Source organism: Labrys sp. WJW, assembly GCF_001676615.1.
Classification (GTDB): domain Bacteria; phylum Pseudomonadota; class Alphaproteobacteria; order Rhizobiales; family Labraceae; genus Labrys; species Labrys sedimenti.
Genome location: NZ_LYXZ01000020.1, coordinates 85,463 through 100,896, shown reverse-complemented (window position 1 = coordinate 100,896; position 15,434 = coordinate 85,463). Strand labels below are relative to the sequence as shown.

Genomic DNA, 15,434 nt, shown 5'->3' with positions numbered 1-15,434 from the left:
GAAACATTCGTGTCCCGTTCCGACTATTTGTTTACCAGCGAGTCGGTCGCTGAAGGCCACCCCGACAAGGTCTGCGATCGCATCTCCGACGAAATCGTCGACCTGTTCTACCGCGAGGCGGCGAAGACCGGAATGGACCCCTCCCAGGTGCGCGTCGCCTGCGAAACCCTCGCCACCACCAACCGCCTGGTGATCGCCGGCGAATATCGCGGTCCCGAGACCGTCACCAAGGGCAAGATCAAGAGCGCCGCCCGTCGCGCCGTCAAGGCGATCGGCTATGAGCAGGACGGCTTCCACTGGAAGAAGGCCAAGATCGAGGTCCTGCTGCACGGCCAGTCCCCCGACATCGCCCAGGGCGTCGATATTTCCGGCAACAAGGACGAAGGCGCAGGCGACCAGGGCATCATGTTCGGCTATGCCTGCCGCGAGACGCCGGAGCTGATGCCGGCTCCGATCTACTACGCCCATAAGATCCTCGAGGACATCACCAAGGCCCGCAAGTCGGGCGAGCTTGGCATGCTCGGCCCCGACGCCAAGAGCCAGGTCACGGTGAAGTATGAGAATGGCAAGCCGGTCGGCGTAACGCAGATCGTGCTCTCCACCCAGCATCTCGACGAGAAGCTTACCTCCGGCGACATCAAGAAGCTGGTCGAGCCCCATATCCTCAAGACCCTGCCGGAAGGTTGGGTTACCAAGGACACGGTCTGGCACGTCAACCCCACCGGCAAGTTCGTGGTCGGCGGCCCGGACGGCGATTGCGGCCTGACCGGCCGCAAGATCATCGTCGACACCTATGGCGGCGCGGCCCCCCATGGCGGTGGTGCCTTCTCCGGCAAGGACCCGACCAAGGTCGACCGCTCGGCCGCCTATGCGGCGCGCTACCTCGCCAAGAACGTGGTGGCGGCCAAGCTGGCCGATCGCTGCACCATCCAGCTCGCCTACGCCATCGGCGTTTCCGAGCCGCTGGCGATCTATGTCGACCTGCACGGCACCGGCAACGTCTCCGAGGAGAAGGTCGAGAAGGCGCTGCGTGACGTGATGAGCCTGACGCCGCGCGGCATCCGCGAACACCTCAACCTCAACAAGCCGATCTATGCCCGCACCTCCGCTTATGGCCATTTCGGCCGCAAGTCGGCCCGCGACGGCGGCTTCTCCTGGGAGAAGACCGATCTCGCCGACGCGATCAAGAAGGCCGTACGCGCCTGATCCGAGGCCGGCAATCGACACAAAGCCTCTCCCGCTTGCCGGGAGGGGCTTTTTTCATAAGGCTTTGCTTCGGTGGGTATGGGTCGTGACTGAAGACGACAAGGACAAGTTCGGCAACGGCATGGATGCCCCGCCTCGCGGCCATGGCGCCTTCTTCGGCCGCCGCAAGGGCAAGACCCTGCGGCCAGGGCATGCCGATTTGGTGTCCGGTTCGCTGCCGCATTTGCGTCTCGACCTCACCGCCCCGGCTCCCACGGATCTTGGCCCTCTGTTCCCGGGGTCCGTTGGCGAGATCTGGCTCGAAATCGGCTTTGGCGGCGGCGAGCACCTCACCCAACGCGCCCGCGAGAATCCGCAAATCGGCTTCATCGGCTGCGAGGCCTATGTCAACGGCACCGCCAAGATGCTGGCGCAGATCGAACAGAATGGGCTCGCCAATATCCGCTTGTGGGACGACGACGCCAAGGCAGCAGTGGACTGGCTGCCGGCCGGCTCGATCGCACGCATCTATCTGCTCTATCCCGACCCCTGGCCCAAGCGGCGCCATCGCAAGCGCCGTTTCCTGGGCGAGGAGATGCTGACGCGCCTGGCGCGTATTCTCAAGCCGGGCGGGGAGCTGCGCTTTGCCACCGACATCGACGATTACGCCGCCTATGCCCTGGCGCGCGTAGCGCGCTCGTCCGAGTTCGAATGGACGGCCGAGCGCCAGGCCGACTGGCTGACGCCCTGGGAGGGCTGGCGCTCCACCCGCTACGAAGCCAAGGCGTTGAGGGAAGGCCGGCGCGGCGCCTATTTCACCTTCAGGCGGGTGTAGCCTTATACCAAGGCGCGAAAAGATCGCCTCGTTGGCGCGATGCACTCTGTCATCCCCGGCGAGGCCGAAGGCCGAGGGACGGGGATGACAGGTCGAGGGATTTCGCAACCTGTCGTTAGAGCTTGGAGCAAAGCGCGTTCAGGCGAAAATGCTCTTTTGCTCTCACTCTTTGGTTCGACGCATCTTTGCGATTCCCGGCGATTCCGCCAAATCGCAAAACGCTTTAGCGCGCCGTCAACCGGGCCAGCACGCCTTCCAGGGCGGCATCCGCCGCAGCGTCCCCACCGCCCTTGAGGGGCCCGTCGAGCTGCCCCGCCAGCAGGAGATGGGCATAGCCGTGCACGACCGACCAGGTCTGCAGCAAGACGTCGAGCTGGTCGTGCTCGAGCGGGCCGTCACCGGCCTTGGTAACCAGGCGAATGGCGATCTCGAGCTCGGCGAAGGCTTCCTGCCCGGCGGCCCTCAGGGCCGGATCCGCAATATTGAGCCGATGCCGGTTGAAGGTGAGCCGGAATCTCTCCGGATATTGGCGAGCGAAGGTGACATAGCCGCGCCCGATCGCCCGCAATCGGGCCTCCGGCTCGTCGATGCCGGCGCGGGCCTGGCGCATGAAGAGCGTGAGCGTCTCGAACCCCAGCGCCGCCACCGCGGTCAGCAGGCCGGCCACGTCGCCGAAATGATGCGCGGGCGCAGCGTGAGAGACACCCGCGCGGCGGGCGCACTCACGAAGCGTGAAACCCTCGACACCGCGTTCGGCCAGGACGAGTTCGGCGGCAGCGAGCAGCGCAGCCCTGAGGTCACCATGATGATAGCCGGCCTTATGCGCCGCCGATCCCTGTTGCTCCACTTCCTTCCCGCTCCGCATCACCGGCACCGACGCTCCATTGCTCGGCACCGACGCTACTATCGATCACGATCTTGACAATGTCAAAATTGCTGCCATCCTAATCTTGACACTGTCAAGTTGAGGGTACCGACATGGTTCTCGACCAAGCTTTCACGCTCGACCAGGCCTTCTCCTGGGCCGGAATGCTCGCTCTCTGCGGCTGGATCGTCCTTGCCCTGTCGCCCTTGCGTCCGGCCCTCGCCCAGTTGATCGCCGCCAGATTCGTTCCGATCGTGCTCGGCCTTGCCTATGCCGTCCTGCTCTTTCGCTTCTGGGGTGAGGCTGCAGGCGGTTTCGGCTCTCTCGAAGATGTCGCCGTATTGTTCAGCCATCGCGGCCTGCTCCTGGCCGGCTGGCTGCATTACCTCGCCTTCGACCTGCTGGTCGGAGCCTGGGAGGTGCGCGAGGCGCGACGGTCCGGATTGCCGCATCTGGCCGTCCTGCCCTGTCTCGCCCTCACCTTCCTGTTCGGTCCCGTCGGTTTCCTCACGTTCCTGGTCCTGCGCGGCGCCTGGCTTCGGGGCCACTCCCGCCGCCAAGGAGAGCTCGCATGACGACGAACACGCCAAGGCTTCGCCTTGCCTATCGCCCGCATGTGCTTGCCCGGGCCGTGATGGATGACCTGCTGAGACGCGAGCGCCTGCTGGCACAAGGCGGCTTCATCCTCCTGGCGCTGATGGTCCCGACCTTCATAGCGCTGGGGATCGACGACAGGACGCTCAACGGCATCTCCGTCTGGATCAAGCCGCTGAAATTCCAGTTCTCCGTCGCCCTCTATCTCCTGACCCTGGCCTGGTTCGTCGGCGCCCTGCCCGAAGAGACGCGCCGCGGGCGGACGGTCAGGATCCTCGTCAACCTCGCCCTTGCCGCAAGCACCTTCGAGATCGGCTACATCGCTCTCCAGGCCGCCAGGGGTCTTGCCTCGCATTACAATGTGGCCGATCCGTTCCACCAGCTGATGTATACATTGATGGGCATCGGTGCGGTGACGTTGACGGCCGCAAGCCCTGCCTTGGCGGTCTTGTTGCTGCGACACCGCCCCCAAGCCTGGTCGACGGCGTTCTGGCTGTCGGTCCTGCTCGGGCTGACGCTCACTTTCATGCTCGGGGTGGGCTCCGGCAGCGTTCTTTCCGCCGGCAACGGCCATTGGATCGGCGGCGTGCGCACGGATGCGACGGGCGTGCCGGTCTTCGGCTGGTCGCGCACCGGCGGCGACCTCAGGGTGGCCCACTTCCTCGGGCTGCACGCCCTGCAGATCATGCCTGTCCTGGGCCTGGTCGCCGAGCGTTGGGCGCGAGGCCGCACAGCCTCTTTCATCGTCTGCGCCGCGGCGCTCGCCTATGGCGCGGCCACCCTTTTCGTCTTCGTCCAGGCCTTGCGGGGTATTCCCTTCATACCGGCGTGAGAACGGGCGACCGGCTCACTTCTTGCGGCCGAACCAACCCTTCTTTTCCGGCTCGGCCGGGGCCTCCTCGCCTTCCGGCTTGGGCGAGATCGCCTGGCCGAACTTCTCGAAGAAGTCGCCGGCCAGCTTCTTGGCGGTGCCGTCGATCAGGCGGGCGCCGAGTTGGGCGATCTTGCCGCCGACATCGGCCTTGGCTTCGTAGTGGAGGATGGTCGCGTCTTCGCCATCGGCCTCGAGGCGTACGGTGGCCCCGCCCTTGGCAAAACCGGCGACACCGCCCTGGCCCTCGCCCGAAATGGTGTAGCCGTTGGGCGGATCGAGATCCGACAGTGTCACCTTGCCGTTGAAGGAGGCCTTGACCGGACCGATCTTCAGCACAGCCTTGGCGGTCATCTCGGTCGGCGAGACCAGTTCGATCGCTTCGCAGCCCGGAATGCATTGCTTGAGGATCTCGGGATTGTTCAGGCCTTCCCAAACCTTCTCGCGTGAGGCCTCGATGCGCTGCGAACCGCTCATATCCATGGAACTGCTCCTCCCGGGCCATATGCCCTTTTGCTTCATAGATCATGACCGGCTGCCAGGGAGCAAGGCAAGGATGTAAATTTGATGCTGCATGCTGTCGTCACGCCCGGCCTCCCGTAATCCAGCCGCAACCCTTGTTGCCTATCGGTAGGCCACAACGAGGACAGTTCGAATCATGAATCGAAACATATCCCCTGGCGGACGGGCAGCCGTAGCCAGCGGTTTCTTGGGCCTGTTGCTGATGAATGGTCCCGTTTTCGCCCAGACGGCTCCCATCGCCAGCGGTGGCGAGACCGTGACCATCGCCGGCATCGAGAACATCCTGATCCGGCATCCCCAAGCCAAAGGCAGCATCATCCTGCTCACCGGCGGCGATGGCCGGCTCGAAGTCGGTCCCAACGGCCAGTTTCGCACCGGCGCCGACAATGTCCTCATCCGCAATCGCGATGGCTTTGCGGCCAGGGGCTATAATGTCCTGCTGGTCGACAAGGGCACCAACCTTGTCACGGCGGTCGATACCATGGCGGGCCTGAAACGGCCGGTCACGGTCGTGGCCACCTCAGCCGGCACGCCGCGAACGGCCGAGGGCCTGGCGAAGGGAGCCAAGCCGGACCGGCTGGTGCTGACTTCAGGCTTCCTCAGCAAGGAGTCCGGTCCCTCGCCGAGCGTCATGGCCATCCTCGGTTCCCCAAGGCTGCTGCCTCCCACCCTGGTGGTGCATCACCGGCAGGATGGCTGCCGCTTCACCAAGCCGGCCGGCGTCGCGCCCTTCCAGGCCTGGGCCGGCGAGCGGGTCACGGTGACATGGCTGGAGGGCGGCCGGCAAACCGGCAATCCCTGCCGGTCCCGCGCGCATCACGGCTTCAACGGCCAGGATGCGGAACTGGTCTCGCTCATCACCTCATTTGCCGGGCAATAGCACCTTCGGGCACGTCATTCGCCGAAACCGAACGCACCTTCGGGATCCATGGCCTGATGCAGCCGTCCGGCTGCCAGCCGGGCGAGCAGCAGGGTCAGGACCTTGCGCGTCGGCGCCGCCAGGCGCTGCTCGGGCGCATCCCGCAGCAACGTGCCGCCATAGGCATCGGCCACGATGCTGCCGGCCTCCTCGGGTAGCAGGGCCAGCGGAAAATCCGGCCCGACGGCGAAGAAAAGCCGGTCGCAATAAGCCAGATAATCGGGCCATTTGTGGTCGACCTGGAAATCCGTCACCGAGGACTTGATTTCCACGATCCAGATCTCGCCCTTGCGCCCCACCGCGAGGAGATCGGCACGGCGACCATTGGGCAGCGTCACCTCCGGCACCGGCGTCAGGCCGTATTGGCGTAGCAGCCGGCTGGCCCCGCGCTGGATCGTCAGGGCCATCGCGGATTGGCGACCGTCTATGGGCAGGACCGGCAGCGACACCGTCAGGTTCCCTCGCTTCGAAAAACCGGCCTCATCGGCCCGATGCAGTTCATTCAAGCGCCTTCGAGTTTGCACGACTTTGTCATTGCCGGGCTTGACCCGGCAACCCAGCTCTTCCTGCCGGTTGCGCCCGTGCCTTCTGGATAGCCGGGTCAAGCCCGGCTATGACAAATCGGCGTTTTTTCCCCCAAGTGAGCTGCGCTAGGCCTCATCGTCCCGCCTTTTCCCGTCGCCTCTCCACCGAGGAAGCGATCCGCATGGATTCGCGATATTTGGCCACGGTGCGCCGGGCGATGTCGATGCCGTCCTTGCGCAGCAGCGCGACGATGGTGTCGTCGGACAGGATGGCATCGGGTGCTTCGGCGTCGATCATCTGGCGGATGCGGTGGCGCACGGCCTCGGCCGAATGCGCTTCGCCCCCTTCCGCGTTCGAAATCGAGGCGGTGAAGAAATATTTGAGCTCGAACAGGCCGCGGGCCGAGGCGATGAACTTGTTGGCGGTGACACGCGACACCGTCGATTCATGCATGCCGATAGCATCGGCCACTGTCTTGAGATTGAGCGGGCGCAGATATTGCACGCCGAGGGCGAAGAAGGCGTCCTGCTGGCGCACGATCTCGGTGGCGACCTTGAGGATGGTGCGCGCACGCTGCTCCAGGCTGCGGGTCAGCCAGTTCGCCGTCTGCAGCGCCTCGGTCAGGAAGGTCTTGTCGGCCTCGCTGCGGGCCGTGCGTGCCACCCGGGCATAGTAGTTCTGGTTGACCAGCACGCGCGGCAAGGTATCGGGGTTGAGCTCCACCATCCAGGTTCCGTCGGGTGCAGCGCGCAACAGCACGTCCGGCACCACCGGCTGAACCGGCGTGGAGCCGAAAGCCAGGCCCGGCTTGGGGGTAAGGCCGCGCAATTCGGCGATCATCTCGGCCACATCCTCCTCGTCGACGCCGCACAGGCGCCGCAGGGCCGGGATGTTGCGCTTGGCCACCAGCTCCAGATTGTCAAGCAGCGTCGCCATGGCAGGATCGAGCCGGTTGCGCTCCTTGAGCTGGAGCGCCAGGCACTCCTTCAGCGAACGGGCGCCGACGCCACTCGGCTCGAAGCCCTGCACGAGGGCAAGCACGGCCTCCACCTCCTGGAGCGGTGCCCCCAGGCGTTCGGCGAGTTCCGTGAGATCACCGACGAGATAGCCGGTCTCGTCGATCATATCGATGATGAAATGGCCGATCAGCCGGCGCCTGGGATCGCGGGTCGCCAGAGCGAGCTGCGTCTCCAGATGATCGGCCAATGAAAGATCGGCCGCGGCCATGCCCTCGTAATTGACGTCGTCGCCGCCGCCATGCCCGCCCGCGCCGACATTCGACCAGGACGAGACATAGGGGTCGCTTCCGGCCAACTGTTCGATCGCCGCCGGCGCTTCCGGCCTGTCGGCCGGCCGCTCGTCGGGAAAGACGTTGTCGAGATCGGTGCCGAGCCCCGCTTCCATCGCCTCGCGGGAGGGGGCCATGTCGTCCTTGAGCCAATCGCCCGCAGCGGGATCGGCGGGCGCTGCCGCAAGCGTCTCGGGTTCGCGCGCGGTCTCGCCATCGGCGCGGTCCAGGATCGGGTTGCGCTCCAGTTCCGCCTCGACATAGGCGGTGAGATCGAGGTTGGACAGTTGCAGAAGCTTGATCGCCTGCATCAATTGCGGCGTCATCACCAGCGACTGGGTCTGGCGGAACTCAAGCCTTTGCGACAACGCCATGAACGCGGACGATCCTGATTATTGGTCTTGTTGCGGGCAGCATCCTGCATGGACAGCGGCCAGAAGCAAGTTTCACGCCAGATTTTTCGATACGCAAGCTTGCAAAAACGGAAAACCTTAAGCGTAAGCCGCGACGAAAGGCGTGGAAGGCGCGCTATGATGCCTTACCCCAGCCGAGAAATCGGCTAGGTAAGGGTGGAATGTGAAGAAGGGAAACTCCGATGGAAGGCGTCATCGTCGTCGATCACCCGCTGGTGCAGCACAAGCTCACTTTGATGCGCGACAAGAACCGCTCGACCAAGGGGTTCCGGCAGTTGCTCAACGAGATCGGCCGCCTCCTCTGCTACGAGGTCACCCGCGACCTGCCGCTGGAAATGGTCGAGATCGAGACGCCCTTGACCAAGATGCAGGCGCCGCGCGTGGCCGGCAAGAAGCTGGTGCTGGCACCGATCCTGCGTGCCGGCGAGGGCTTCCTCGAAGGCATGCTCGACCTCGTGCCCTCGGCCCGCGTCGCCCATATCGGGCTTTATCGCGACCCCGAAACACTGAAGGCCGTGGAATATTACTTCAAGGCGCCGCCCGATGTGGCGGAACGCCTGGTGATCGTGCTCGACCCGATGCTGGCCACGGCCAACTCCGCCGTCGCCGCCATCGAGCGGCTGAAGGCGCGCGACGTCAAGGATATCCGCTTCGTCTGCCTGCTCGCGGCGCCCGAAGGCATCAAGCATCTGCGCGAGGCCCATCCCGACGTGACGATCTGGACGGCGGCCATCGACAGCCATCTCAACGACCACGGCTATATCGTGCCGGGTCTGGGCGATGCCGGCGACCGTATCTACGGAACGAAGTGAGGCGGGCCGCTTCCTTGATCAGCCCTTAATTGCTTGCCATCCTCGCCGAGTTCACCTTGTTTCCACGGCGGCCGCATGCGCATTCTTCTGATCGAGGACGATCCAATGATCGGAAAGGCGCTGCTGCAGGCGCTTGGCGATGCTGGCATGGCGGTGGATTGGGTCCGCGACGGCCCTGATGGTGAAGCCGCCCTGCGGCAACACGGCTATTCCGTCGTGCTGCTCGACAACGGACTGCCCGGCAAGAGCGGGTTTGAACTGCTGCGCGATCTCCGGCGGGCCGGCGACACCACCCCCGTTTTGATCATCACCGCCAGGGACGATCTCGACCATCGCGTCGACGGCCTCGACCTCGGTGCCGATGACTACATCGTCAAGCCCTTCGAGATACGCGAGCTGCAGGCCCGGATCCGCGCCGTGCTGCGTCGCCGCCATGGCGGCCAGGCCGTCTCCACGCTGGTCCATGGCGACCTCGAGCTCGACCTCGAAAGCCACCGCGTCACCTATCGCGGCCAAAGCCATGTGCTGACCGCGCGGGTGTTTTCCCTGCTGCTGGCGCTGATGGAGCGTCCCGGCGCAATCGTCTCGCGCAGCCAGCTGGAGGAGCGCCTCTATGGCTGGGGCGAGGAAGTCGAAAGCAATGCCGTCGAGGTATTGATCCATGCCATCCGCAAGAAATTCGGCAAGGATATCATTCGCAATTCGCGCGGAGCAGGCTGGATGGTCGCAAAGGACGCTCCCTGATGTCGCTGCGCTGGTCGAGCCTGATCGCCATCGCTGCCGTGCTGCTGGTGGTCGGCATCGGTGCAGCCCTCGCCTCCTACTTTGCCGTGCGGCGCGAGGCCCATCGCTTCCTCGACAAGCAGTTGCAGCAGGTCGCCGTCTACGCCCTCGATGCCCGCAGCCTGCGCCCCGCCATCAAAAGCACACGCAATCGCGAGGATGATCTCCTCGTTCAGGTCTGGGACGGCACCGACGCGCCGATGCGCTCGACCAATCCCGCCATCGCAATTCCACGCAGCAGCGGTACCGGCTTCTCGAACGAGACCGTCGCCGGGCATGACTGGCGGGTCTACACCCTGGTCGAGGGCGAGCGCACCGTTCAGATCGCCCAGCAGATCGAAGCGCGCACGGAACTGGCCGAGCACGCGGCCCTCGGCGCGGTGCTGCCGATCATCATCCTCATCCCGGTCGCCTGGCTTTTTCTCGGCCTGGTCATCTATTGGGTGATGAAACCGCTTGGCCGTATCGCCACCACCCTGGCCGCGAGATCGGCCGCCGACACCACGCCTATTCCGGTAGCCGGGGTGCCATCCGAGGTCCTGCCGCTCGTCGCTGCGATGAATCAATTGCTGTCCCGCCTGCAACAGACGCTGGAACGCCAGCGCCGCTTCATCTCCGATGCCGCGCACGAGTTGCGCACCCCGCTTGCCGCGCTCACCCTGCAGATCGGCAATCTCAGGCCCCTTTCCCGCGGTGCGGCATTGCACACAAGGCTCGACGACCTCGAGGCCGGTGCCAGGCGCGCCACCCATCTCACCAACCAGATGCTCCAGCTCGCGCGCGTGGAAGCCGGCACAGGCGGCCAGAACCGCACGCCCCTGGACTTCGGCGTACTGGCCGAGGCTTGCGTTACCGATCTCGAACCGATCGCCAAGGCCCGCGGACTGCATCTGAGCATGCAGCGACGCGGTGAGGTTCCGCTTGTCGGCGACATCAGGGAATTGCGGACGCTGCTCACCAATCTGATCGAGAACGCGCTGCACTACACCCCCTCGGGAGGTGCGATCACCGTCGAGACCTTCGATGATGGCAGGCGCGGCATCCGCATCACGGATAGCGGACCGGGGCTCGATCCAGGCCTGCTCGAACGCGTCTTCGAACGCTTCTTCCGGGCCGCACCGCAGCATGTCGAGGGAACCGGACTGGGGCTGGCGATCGCCAGGTCCATCGCCGACGGCCACGGCATCGCCCTCACCCTGGCCAATCGGGCGGATCGCAGTGGCCTGGTGGCCGAGTTCGTAGTCCCTCCCGCGACGGCATGGAATACAAACTCGCATAAAGTTTGACCCACCAACTCCGTCATTGCGAGCGAAGCGAAGCAATCCAGGGGTTTGAATGCGCAGAGTTTACAGCCCCTGGATTGCTTCGCTTCGCTCGCAATGACCGGCCTGTCTCTATGGTCCCCGGTATAAGTCTGCCCTAAGTCTGCAGGATTAGAACACGCCGACGACAGATGGTCGGAGGCGAAGGTTGCGTAGCGGTTCTGTGTACAAATCCTTGGCCGGGCGCGGCATGGCGGCTGCCGCCCGGTTGAGGGGCATTCTCCTGGCCGTGAGCCTAAGCGGCGCCGCCATCCTGGTCGCCGGCGCGACCTATCTGGGCCTGCAATATCTCGGCGGCAATTTCCACACCGTGGTGGCCGGTGAACTCTATCGCTCCGGCCAACCCACGCCCGGGCGACTCAGGCACTATGTCCACGAGGCAGGCATCAGAACCGTGATCAATCTGCGCGGCAGGAACACCGGCGCCGCCTGGTACGACGCCGAGATCGCCGAATCGGCCCGGCTCGGCGTCACCCATGTCGATTTCGCCATGTCCGCGTCACGTGAACTGAACGGCCTGCAGGCGGACGCCCTGGTGCAAGTGCTGCGCAATGCGGAAAAACCCATCCTGATCCATTGCGAAGGCGGGGCGGATCGCAGCGGCCTCGCCGCCGCGCTTTATCTGGCAGCGATCAGCAAGGCGAGCGAAGCGCAGGCGGAAAGCCAGATGTCCTTGCGCTTCGGGCATTTCTCGCTGCCCTTCCTGCGCAGCTACGCCATGGACGACACCTTCGAGAACCTCGAGGCGAGCCTCGGCTATACGAAGAGCTGAGGCCGCCCACCCGCAAGATCGCCTAAACCCACTCGCCCTTGCGCATCAGGGGTTCGGCCTTGCCGTCGGCACCGATGCCGTCGATGTCGATCTCGCCCGAGCCGATCATCCAGTCGATATGGATCAGGCTGTTGTTGGCGCCGCGCGAGGCGAGTTCTTCGGGGCTCAGAGAACCGCCATTGACGAAGCACTGGCTATAGGACTGTCCGAGCGCGATGTGGCTGGCGGCATTCTCGTCGAACAGCGTGTTGTAGAACAGCAGGCCGCTCTGGGAGATTGGCGAGGAGAACGGCACCAGTGCGACTTCGCCGAGGTGCCGCGCGCCCGCATCGGTATCCAGCACCTTGGCGAGCACGTCCTTGCCGGTGGCGGCATCGGCCTCGACGATGCGTCCCTCTTCGAAGCGCACGGCGATCTTGTCGATCAGCGTGCCCTGGTAGGACAAGGGCTTGGTGGCGGAGACATGACCGCTCACCCGGTCGCGATGCGGCGTGGTGAAGACTTCCTCAGTCGGGATGTTGGGATTGCAGGTGATGCCATTCTTGGCCTTGGACGAGCCCCCGAGCCATTCATGCCCGTCGGCGAGACCGATGGTGAGATCTGTACCCGGGCCGGTGTAATGCAGCGCGGCATAGCGCTTGTCGTTGAGATAGGCGGCACGGGCATGCAGGTTGCGGTTATGCTCGGCCCAGGCCGCGACCGGATCGTTCGAATCGATGCGCGAAGCAGCGAAGATGGCATCCCACAACTTGGCGACGGCAACCTCCTCCGCCTCGTTGGGGAACACGGCCTTTGCCCAGGCAGTGGAGGCGTAGGACACGATGTTCCAGTTGATGTCGAAGCCGACGATGCGTTTCTGCGCCGGCTTGTAGGCGGCCGAGCGCGCCTGATTGGCCCGCGCGATCCTGGCCGGATCCTGGCCTGCCAGCAGCGAGGGGTCTTCACCGGCGATGGCGAGGCGGGCGGCACCGCGATCAAAGGCCGCGGCCATGCCGTCGAACAACCAGCCCGAGGCGGTGTCAAAGGCGGCATCCGGTGCGAAGCGATAGCGCGCCAGTGTCGACTCCTCGTCCGAAAACAGCGTGGTGACCAGGCTGGCGCCCGCCTTGTAGGCGTGCTCGGTGATCCGGCGCACCAGGGGCAGGGCCTCGATCGAGGCCGTCATCACCAATTCCTGGCCGGGCGCGAGGCCGAGGCCGACCTTCACGGCCGTCTCGGCGAGCTTGTCGAGACGCTTGGAATGGCTCTCGGAGGGACTGGACATGACAAACCTCAAAAGGAAACAATCGAGCGCGCAGACCAGCAATGATGCCCTGCGCCGTCAAGCCCTTTGTCGGCACAACGGTGCCGAGAGGAAAATTAGCACTACAGTTACGTTTGCATGACGGAGCGCGGGCCATGCGGAGTGTCAGCCTGCCCGCTGACATCCCATTGCCAATGAGCGCTTCTTTTCAAGATGTCAGCCGGCAGGCTGACACTCCAAATCTCCCTCGGACGAAAACCACAACTGCAATATTAGGCCAATTCAGGGCGGTCTGGAACTTGACAGTGCCGGCTTTCGCGCGGCATTTGCGGCTGAATTATGTGAGGAGACGCCATGGAAATCGCCCGCCTGCAGACCGTGATCGACGCCGCCTGGGAAGACCGGGCCCAGTGCAATTTCGAGACCAAGGGCGAGATCCGGGCAGCCGTCAATCATACGCTCGGCCTGCTCGACGAGGGCAAGCTGCGCGTGGCCGAGAAGGTTCCCGGCGCGACCGGCCGTGAATCCTGGCACACCCATCAATGGCTGAAGAAGGCTGTGCTGCTGTCCTTCCGCCTCAACGACATGACCACCATCGCCGGCGGCCCGGGCGGCACCCTGTGGTGGGACAAGGTTCCCTCCAAGTTCGAAGGCTGGAGCACGACGGAATTCCGCCAGGCCGGTTTCCGCGCGGTGCCCAATTGCGTGGTGCGCCACTCGGCCTACATCGCGCCCGGCGTGGTGCTGATGCCGTCCTTCGTCAATCTTGGCGCCTACGTCTCCACCGGCACCATGGTGGACACCTGGTCGACCGTCGGCTCCTGCGCCCAGATCGGCAAGAACGTGCATCTGTCCGGCGGCGTCGGCATCGGCGGCGTGCTGGAACCGCTGCAGGCCAACCCGACCATCATCGAGGACGACTGCTTCATCGGCGCCCGTTCGGAAGTGGTCGAGGGCGTCATCATCGGCGAAGGCTCGGTGATCTCGATGGGCGTCTATATCGGCGCCTCAACCACCATCATCGACCGGGCCACCGGCCAGACCTACAAGGGCTATGTGCCGCCCTATTCGGTGGTGGTCTCCGGCAACCTGCCCGGCAAGCCGCTGCCGGACGGCCGCCCCGGTCCCTCGCTCTATTGCGCCGTGATCGTCAAGACGGTCGATGCGCAGACCCGTTCCAAGACCAGCATCAACGAATTGCTGCGCGACGGAAACCACTGATCCTGGCAACGCCCCGCTTTACCCTCCCCCGAAAGGGAGGGTAAAGGGAACGTCATGACTGATCTCAGCTTCGATCCCCGCGATCCCGTCGCCCTCACCCAGGCCCTCATCCGCTGCCCCTCCGTCACACCGGCCGAAGGCGGCGCCTTGACGCTGATGGCCGAAGTGCTGCAGGCAAACGGCTTTGCCGTCCATCTGGTGCCGTTCAGCGACGAGGACACACCCGATATCGTCAATCTCTATGCGCGCATCGGGCCGCCGGACAAGCCGGCCCTGATGTTCGCCGGCCATACCGACGTGGTGCCGCCGGGCGATGAGGCACGCTGGCGCCATCAGCCCTTTTCGGGCGACATCGTCAACGGGCAGCTCTACGGCCGCGGCGCGGTGGACATGAAGGGCGGCGTCGCCGCCAGCGTTGCAGCGAGCCTGCGTCATCTCGACGCCCATCCCGAGGCGCCGATCGCCTTCCTGATCACCGGCGACGAGGAAGGCCCGGCCATCAATGGCACGGTGAAACTGCTGGACTGGGCCGTCGCCAAGGGCGACCGCATCGGCCATTGCATCCTGGGCGAACCGACCAACCCCGACGCCCTCGGCGACATGGTCAAGATCGGCCGGCGCGGCTCACTGTCGGGCATCATCACCGTGCATGGCAAGCAGGGGCATGTCGCCTATCCGCACTTGGCCATGAACCCCGTGCCGCAGATGGTGCGCCTGCTCGCCGCCCTCACCCAGAGCGAGCTCGACCACGGCAGCGATCACTTCGATGCTTCCAATCTCGAAGTGGTGTCGGTGGATGTCGGCAACCCGGCCTTCAACGTCATTCCCGCCGATGCCCGCGCGACCTTCAACATCCGCTTCAACGACCGCTGGACCCGGCAAAGCCTGGAAGAATGGGTGCGCGGCAAGCTCGACGGCGCCGCCGGCAACGAAGTGGCCTACGACCTCGTCTTCGAGCGCTCGGCTTCCGAATCCTTCTTCACCCCGCCCGGCGCCTTCGTCGATGCGATCGTCTCCTCGATCGAGGCCGAAACCGGCCGCCGCCCGGTGCTGTCGACCTCGGGCGGCACCTCGGATGCCCGCTTCATCAAGAATGTCTGCCCGGTGGTGGAGTTCGGCCTGGTCGGCAAGACGATGCACCAGATCGACGAGCGCGTGGATATCCTCGACCTGGAAAGCCTGACGCGAATCTACCAGCGCATCCTCGGGCAATATTTCGGGTGATCCGGAGCGCGGACATCGCGACAGGCTCACCTGTCGCGGT

The 15,434-nt window shown here is 64.8% G+C and carries 16 protein-coding genes; 11 read left to right on the top strand and 5 right to left on the bottom strand.

Features of this window, described 5'->3' with window-relative positions; translation table 11 throughout:
• The first annotated feature begins 9 nt into the window (after positions 1-9).
• Together metK and trmB are read left to right on the top strand one after the other, a co-directional pair.
• Positions 10-1,206: a methionine adenosyltransferase gene (metK, locus tag BA190_RS14085; protein ID WP_068288087.1), complete on the top strand. Its 1,197-nt coding sequence runs from the start codon at positions 10-12 to the stop codon at positions 1,204-1,206.
• A 121-nt stretch (positions 1,207-1,327) separates the two neighbouring features.
• Entirely contained in the window at positions 1,328-2,020 is a 693-nt protein-coding gene (gene trmB, locus BA190_RS14080) for a tRNA (guanosine(46)-N7)-methyltransferase TrmB (RefSeq protein WP_156771519.1), read from the top strand.
• A 223-nt stretch (positions 2,021-2,243) separates the two neighbouring features.
• On the opposite strand, the gene BA190_RS14075 is transcribed toward trmB, so the two are convergent.
• Positions 2,244-2,885, bottom strand: a complete 642-nt coding sequence (locus BA190_RS14075; protein WP_082979727.1) for a TetR/AcrR family transcriptional regulator — start codon at positions 2,883-2,885, stop codon at positions 2,244-2,246.
• 113 nt (positions 2,886-2,998) lie between these two features.
• On the opposite strand from BA190_RS14075, the gene BA190_RS14070 reads away from it, so the two are divergent.
• Together BA190_RS14070 and BA190_RS14065 are read left to right on the top strand one after the other, a co-directional pair.
• Entirely contained in the window at positions 2,999-3,460 is a 462-nt protein-coding gene (locus BA190_RS14070) for an ABA4-like family protein (protein ID WP_068288084.1), read from the top strand.
• Positions 3,457-4,311 carry a hypothetical protein gene (locus BA190_RS14065; RefSeq protein WP_082979726.1) on the top strand — a complete coding sequence of 285 codons (855 nt, stop codon included), beginning with the start codon at positions 3,457-3,459 and terminating at the stop codon, positions 4,309-4,311. The genes BA190_RS14070 and BA190_RS14065 overlap by 4 nt, the downstream gene beginning before the upstream one ends.
• Positions 4,312-4,326: 15 nt before the next feature.
• On the opposite strand, the gene BA190_RS14060 is transcribed toward BA190_RS14065, so the two are convergent.
• Positions 4,327-4,833 (bottom strand): carbon monoxide dehydrogenase subunit G, encoded by a 507-nt coding sequence (locus BA190_RS14060; RefSeq protein WP_068288080.1) that lies wholly within the window; start codon positions 4,831-4,833, stop codon positions 4,327-4,329.
• Positions 4,834-5,074: 241 nt separating this feature from the next.
• Between BA190_RS14060 and BA190_RS14055 the strand changes: the two genes are divergently transcribed.
• On the top strand, positions 5,075-5,752 hold the full coding sequence (locus BA190_RS14055; RefSeq protein WP_082979738.1) for an alpha/beta hydrolase: 678 nt from the start codon (positions 5,075-5,077) through the stop codon (positions 5,750-5,752).
• 14 nt (positions 5,753-5,766) lie between these two features.
• Here the strand turns inward: BA190_RS14055 and BA190_RS14050 are convergent, their stop codons facing one another.
• A complete protein-coding gene (locus tag BA190_RS14050; protein ID WP_068288318.1) occupies positions 5,767-6,288 on the bottom strand; it encodes an MmcB family DNA repair protein in 522 nt (173 codons plus the stop codon).
• Positions 6,289-6,448: 160 nt separating this feature from the next.
• Positions 6,449-7,978 carry an RNA polymerase factor sigma-54 gene (gene rpoN, locus BA190_RS14045; RefSeq protein ID WP_068288073.1) on the bottom strand — a complete coding sequence of 510 codons (1,530 nt, stop codon included), beginning with the start codon at positions 7,976-7,978 and terminating at the stop codon, positions 6,449-6,451.
• A gap of 221 nt (positions 7,979-8,199) precedes the next feature.
• Between rpoN and upp the strand changes: the two genes are divergently transcribed.
• The 4 genes from upp (at position 8,200) to BA190_RS14025 (ending at position 11,706) form a co-directional block, all read left to right on the top strand.
• Positions 8,200-8,829, top strand: a complete 630-nt coding sequence (gene upp / locus BA190_RS14040) for a uracil phosphoribosyltransferase (RefSeq protein ID WP_068288071.1) — start codon at positions 8,200-8,202, stop codon at positions 8,827-8,829.
• Between the two features lie 75 nt (positions 8,830-8,904).
• Positions 8,905-9,573, top strand: coding sequence for a response regulator transcription factor (locus BA190_RS14035; RefSeq protein ID WP_068288068.1), 669 nt, complete (start codon positions 8,905-8,907; stop codon positions 9,571-9,573).
• A complete protein-coding gene (locus tag BA190_RS14030) occupies positions 9,573-10,898 on the top strand; it encodes an ATP-binding protein (RefSeq protein WP_068288065.1) in 1,326 nt (441 codons plus the stop codon). The genes BA190_RS14035 and BA190_RS14030 overlap by 1 nt, the downstream gene beginning before the upstream one ends.
• Positions 10,899-11,124: 226 nt before the next feature.
• Entirely contained in the window at positions 11,125-11,706 is a 582-nt protein-coding gene (locus BA190_RS14025) for a tyrosine-protein phosphatase (RefSeq protein WP_068288315.1), read from the top strand.
• Between the two features lie 22 nt (positions 11,707-11,728).
• Here the strand turns inward: BA190_RS14025 and BA190_RS14020 are convergent, their stop codons facing one another.
• Positions 11,729-12,970: an aminopeptidase gene (locus BA190_RS14020; RefSeq protein WP_068288062.1), complete on the bottom strand. Its 1,242-nt coding sequence runs from the start codon at positions 12,968-12,970 to the stop codon at positions 11,729-11,731.
• 333 nt (positions 12,971-13,303) lie between these two features.
• Between BA190_RS14020 and dapD the strand changes: the two genes are divergently transcribed.
• Both dapD and dapE read left to right on the top strand, forming a co-directional pair.
• On the top strand, positions 13,304-14,170 hold the full coding sequence (gene dapD, locus BA190_RS14015; RefSeq protein ID WP_068288059.1) for a 2,3,4,5-tetrahydropyridine-2,6-dicarboxylate N-succinyltransferase: 867 nt from the start codon (positions 13,304-13,306) through the stop codon (positions 14,168-14,170).
• Positions 14,171-14,224: 54 nt separating this feature from the next.
• The gene (dapE, locus tag BA190_RS14010; protein ID WP_068288056.1) at positions 14,225-15,394 is read left to right on the top strand and encodes a succinyl-diaminopimelate desuccinylase; all 1,170 of its coding nucleotides are present in this window, start codon (positions 14,225-14,227) and stop codon (positions 15,392-15,394) included.
• The last annotated feature ends 40 nt before the right edge of the window (positions 15,395-15,434 follow it).

What these genes read in the sequence shown, in the direction of transcription:
- BA190_RS14065 (WP_082979726.1), top strand. Translation starts at nt 3,457, where the DNA reads ATGACGACGAACACGCCAAGGCTTCGCCTTGCCTATCGCCCGCATGTG.
- dapE (WP_068288056.1), top strand. Translation starts at nt 14,225, where the DNA reads ATGACTGATCTCAGCTTCGATCCCCGCGATCCCGTCGCCCTCACCCAG.
- BA190_RS14075 (WP_082979727.1), bottom strand. Translation starts at nt 2,885, where the DNA reads ATGCGGAGCGGGAAGGAAGTGGAGCAACAGGGATCGGCGGCGCATAAG.
- BA190_RS14055 (WP_082979738.1), top strand. Translation starts at nt 5,075, where the DNA reads ATGAATGGTCCCGTTTTCGCCCAGACGGCTCCCATCGCCAGCGGTGGC.
- upp (WP_068288071.1), top strand. Translation starts at nt 8,200, where the DNA reads ATGGAAGGCGTCATCGTCGTCGATCACCCGCTGGTGCAGCACAAGCTC.
- dapD (WP_068288059.1), top strand. Translation starts at nt 13,304, where the DNA reads ATGGAAATCGCCCGCCTGCAGACCGTGATCGACGCCGCCTGGGAAGAC.
- BA190_RS14060 (WP_068288080.1), bottom strand. Translation starts at nt 4,833, where the DNA reads ATGGATATGAGCGGTTCGCAGCGCATCGAGGCCTCACGCGAGAAGGTT.
- BA190_RS14070 (WP_068288084.1), top strand. Translation starts at nt 2,999, where the DNA reads ATGGTTCTCGACCAAGCTTTCACGCTCGACCAGGCCTTCTCCTGGGCC.
- BA190_RS14020 (WP_068288062.1), bottom strand. Translation starts at nt 12,970, where the DNA reads ATGTCCAGTCCCTCCGAGAGCCATTCCAAGCGTCTCGACAAGCTCGCC.
- rpoN (WP_068288073.1), bottom strand. Translation starts at nt 7,978, where the DNA reads ATGGCGTTGTCGCAAAGGCTTGAGTTCCGCCAGACCCAGTCGCTGGTG.
- BA190_RS14030 (WP_068288065.1), top strand. Translation starts at nt 9,573, where the DNA reads ATGTCGCTGCGCTGGTCGAGCCTGATCGCCATCGCTGCCGTGCTGCTG.
- BA190_RS14025 (WP_068288315.1), top strand. Translation starts at nt 11,125, where the DNA reads ATGGCGGCTGCCGCCCGGTTGAGGGGCATTCTCCTGGCCGTGAGCCTA.
- BA190_RS14035 (WP_068288068.1), top strand. Translation starts at nt 8,905, where the DNA reads ATGCGCATTCTTCTGATCGAGGACGATCCAATGATCGGAAAGGCGCTG.
- trmB (WP_156771519.1), top strand. Translation starts at nt 1,328, where the DNA reads ATGGATGCCCCGCCTCGCGGCCATGGCGCCTTCTTCGGCCGCCGCAAG.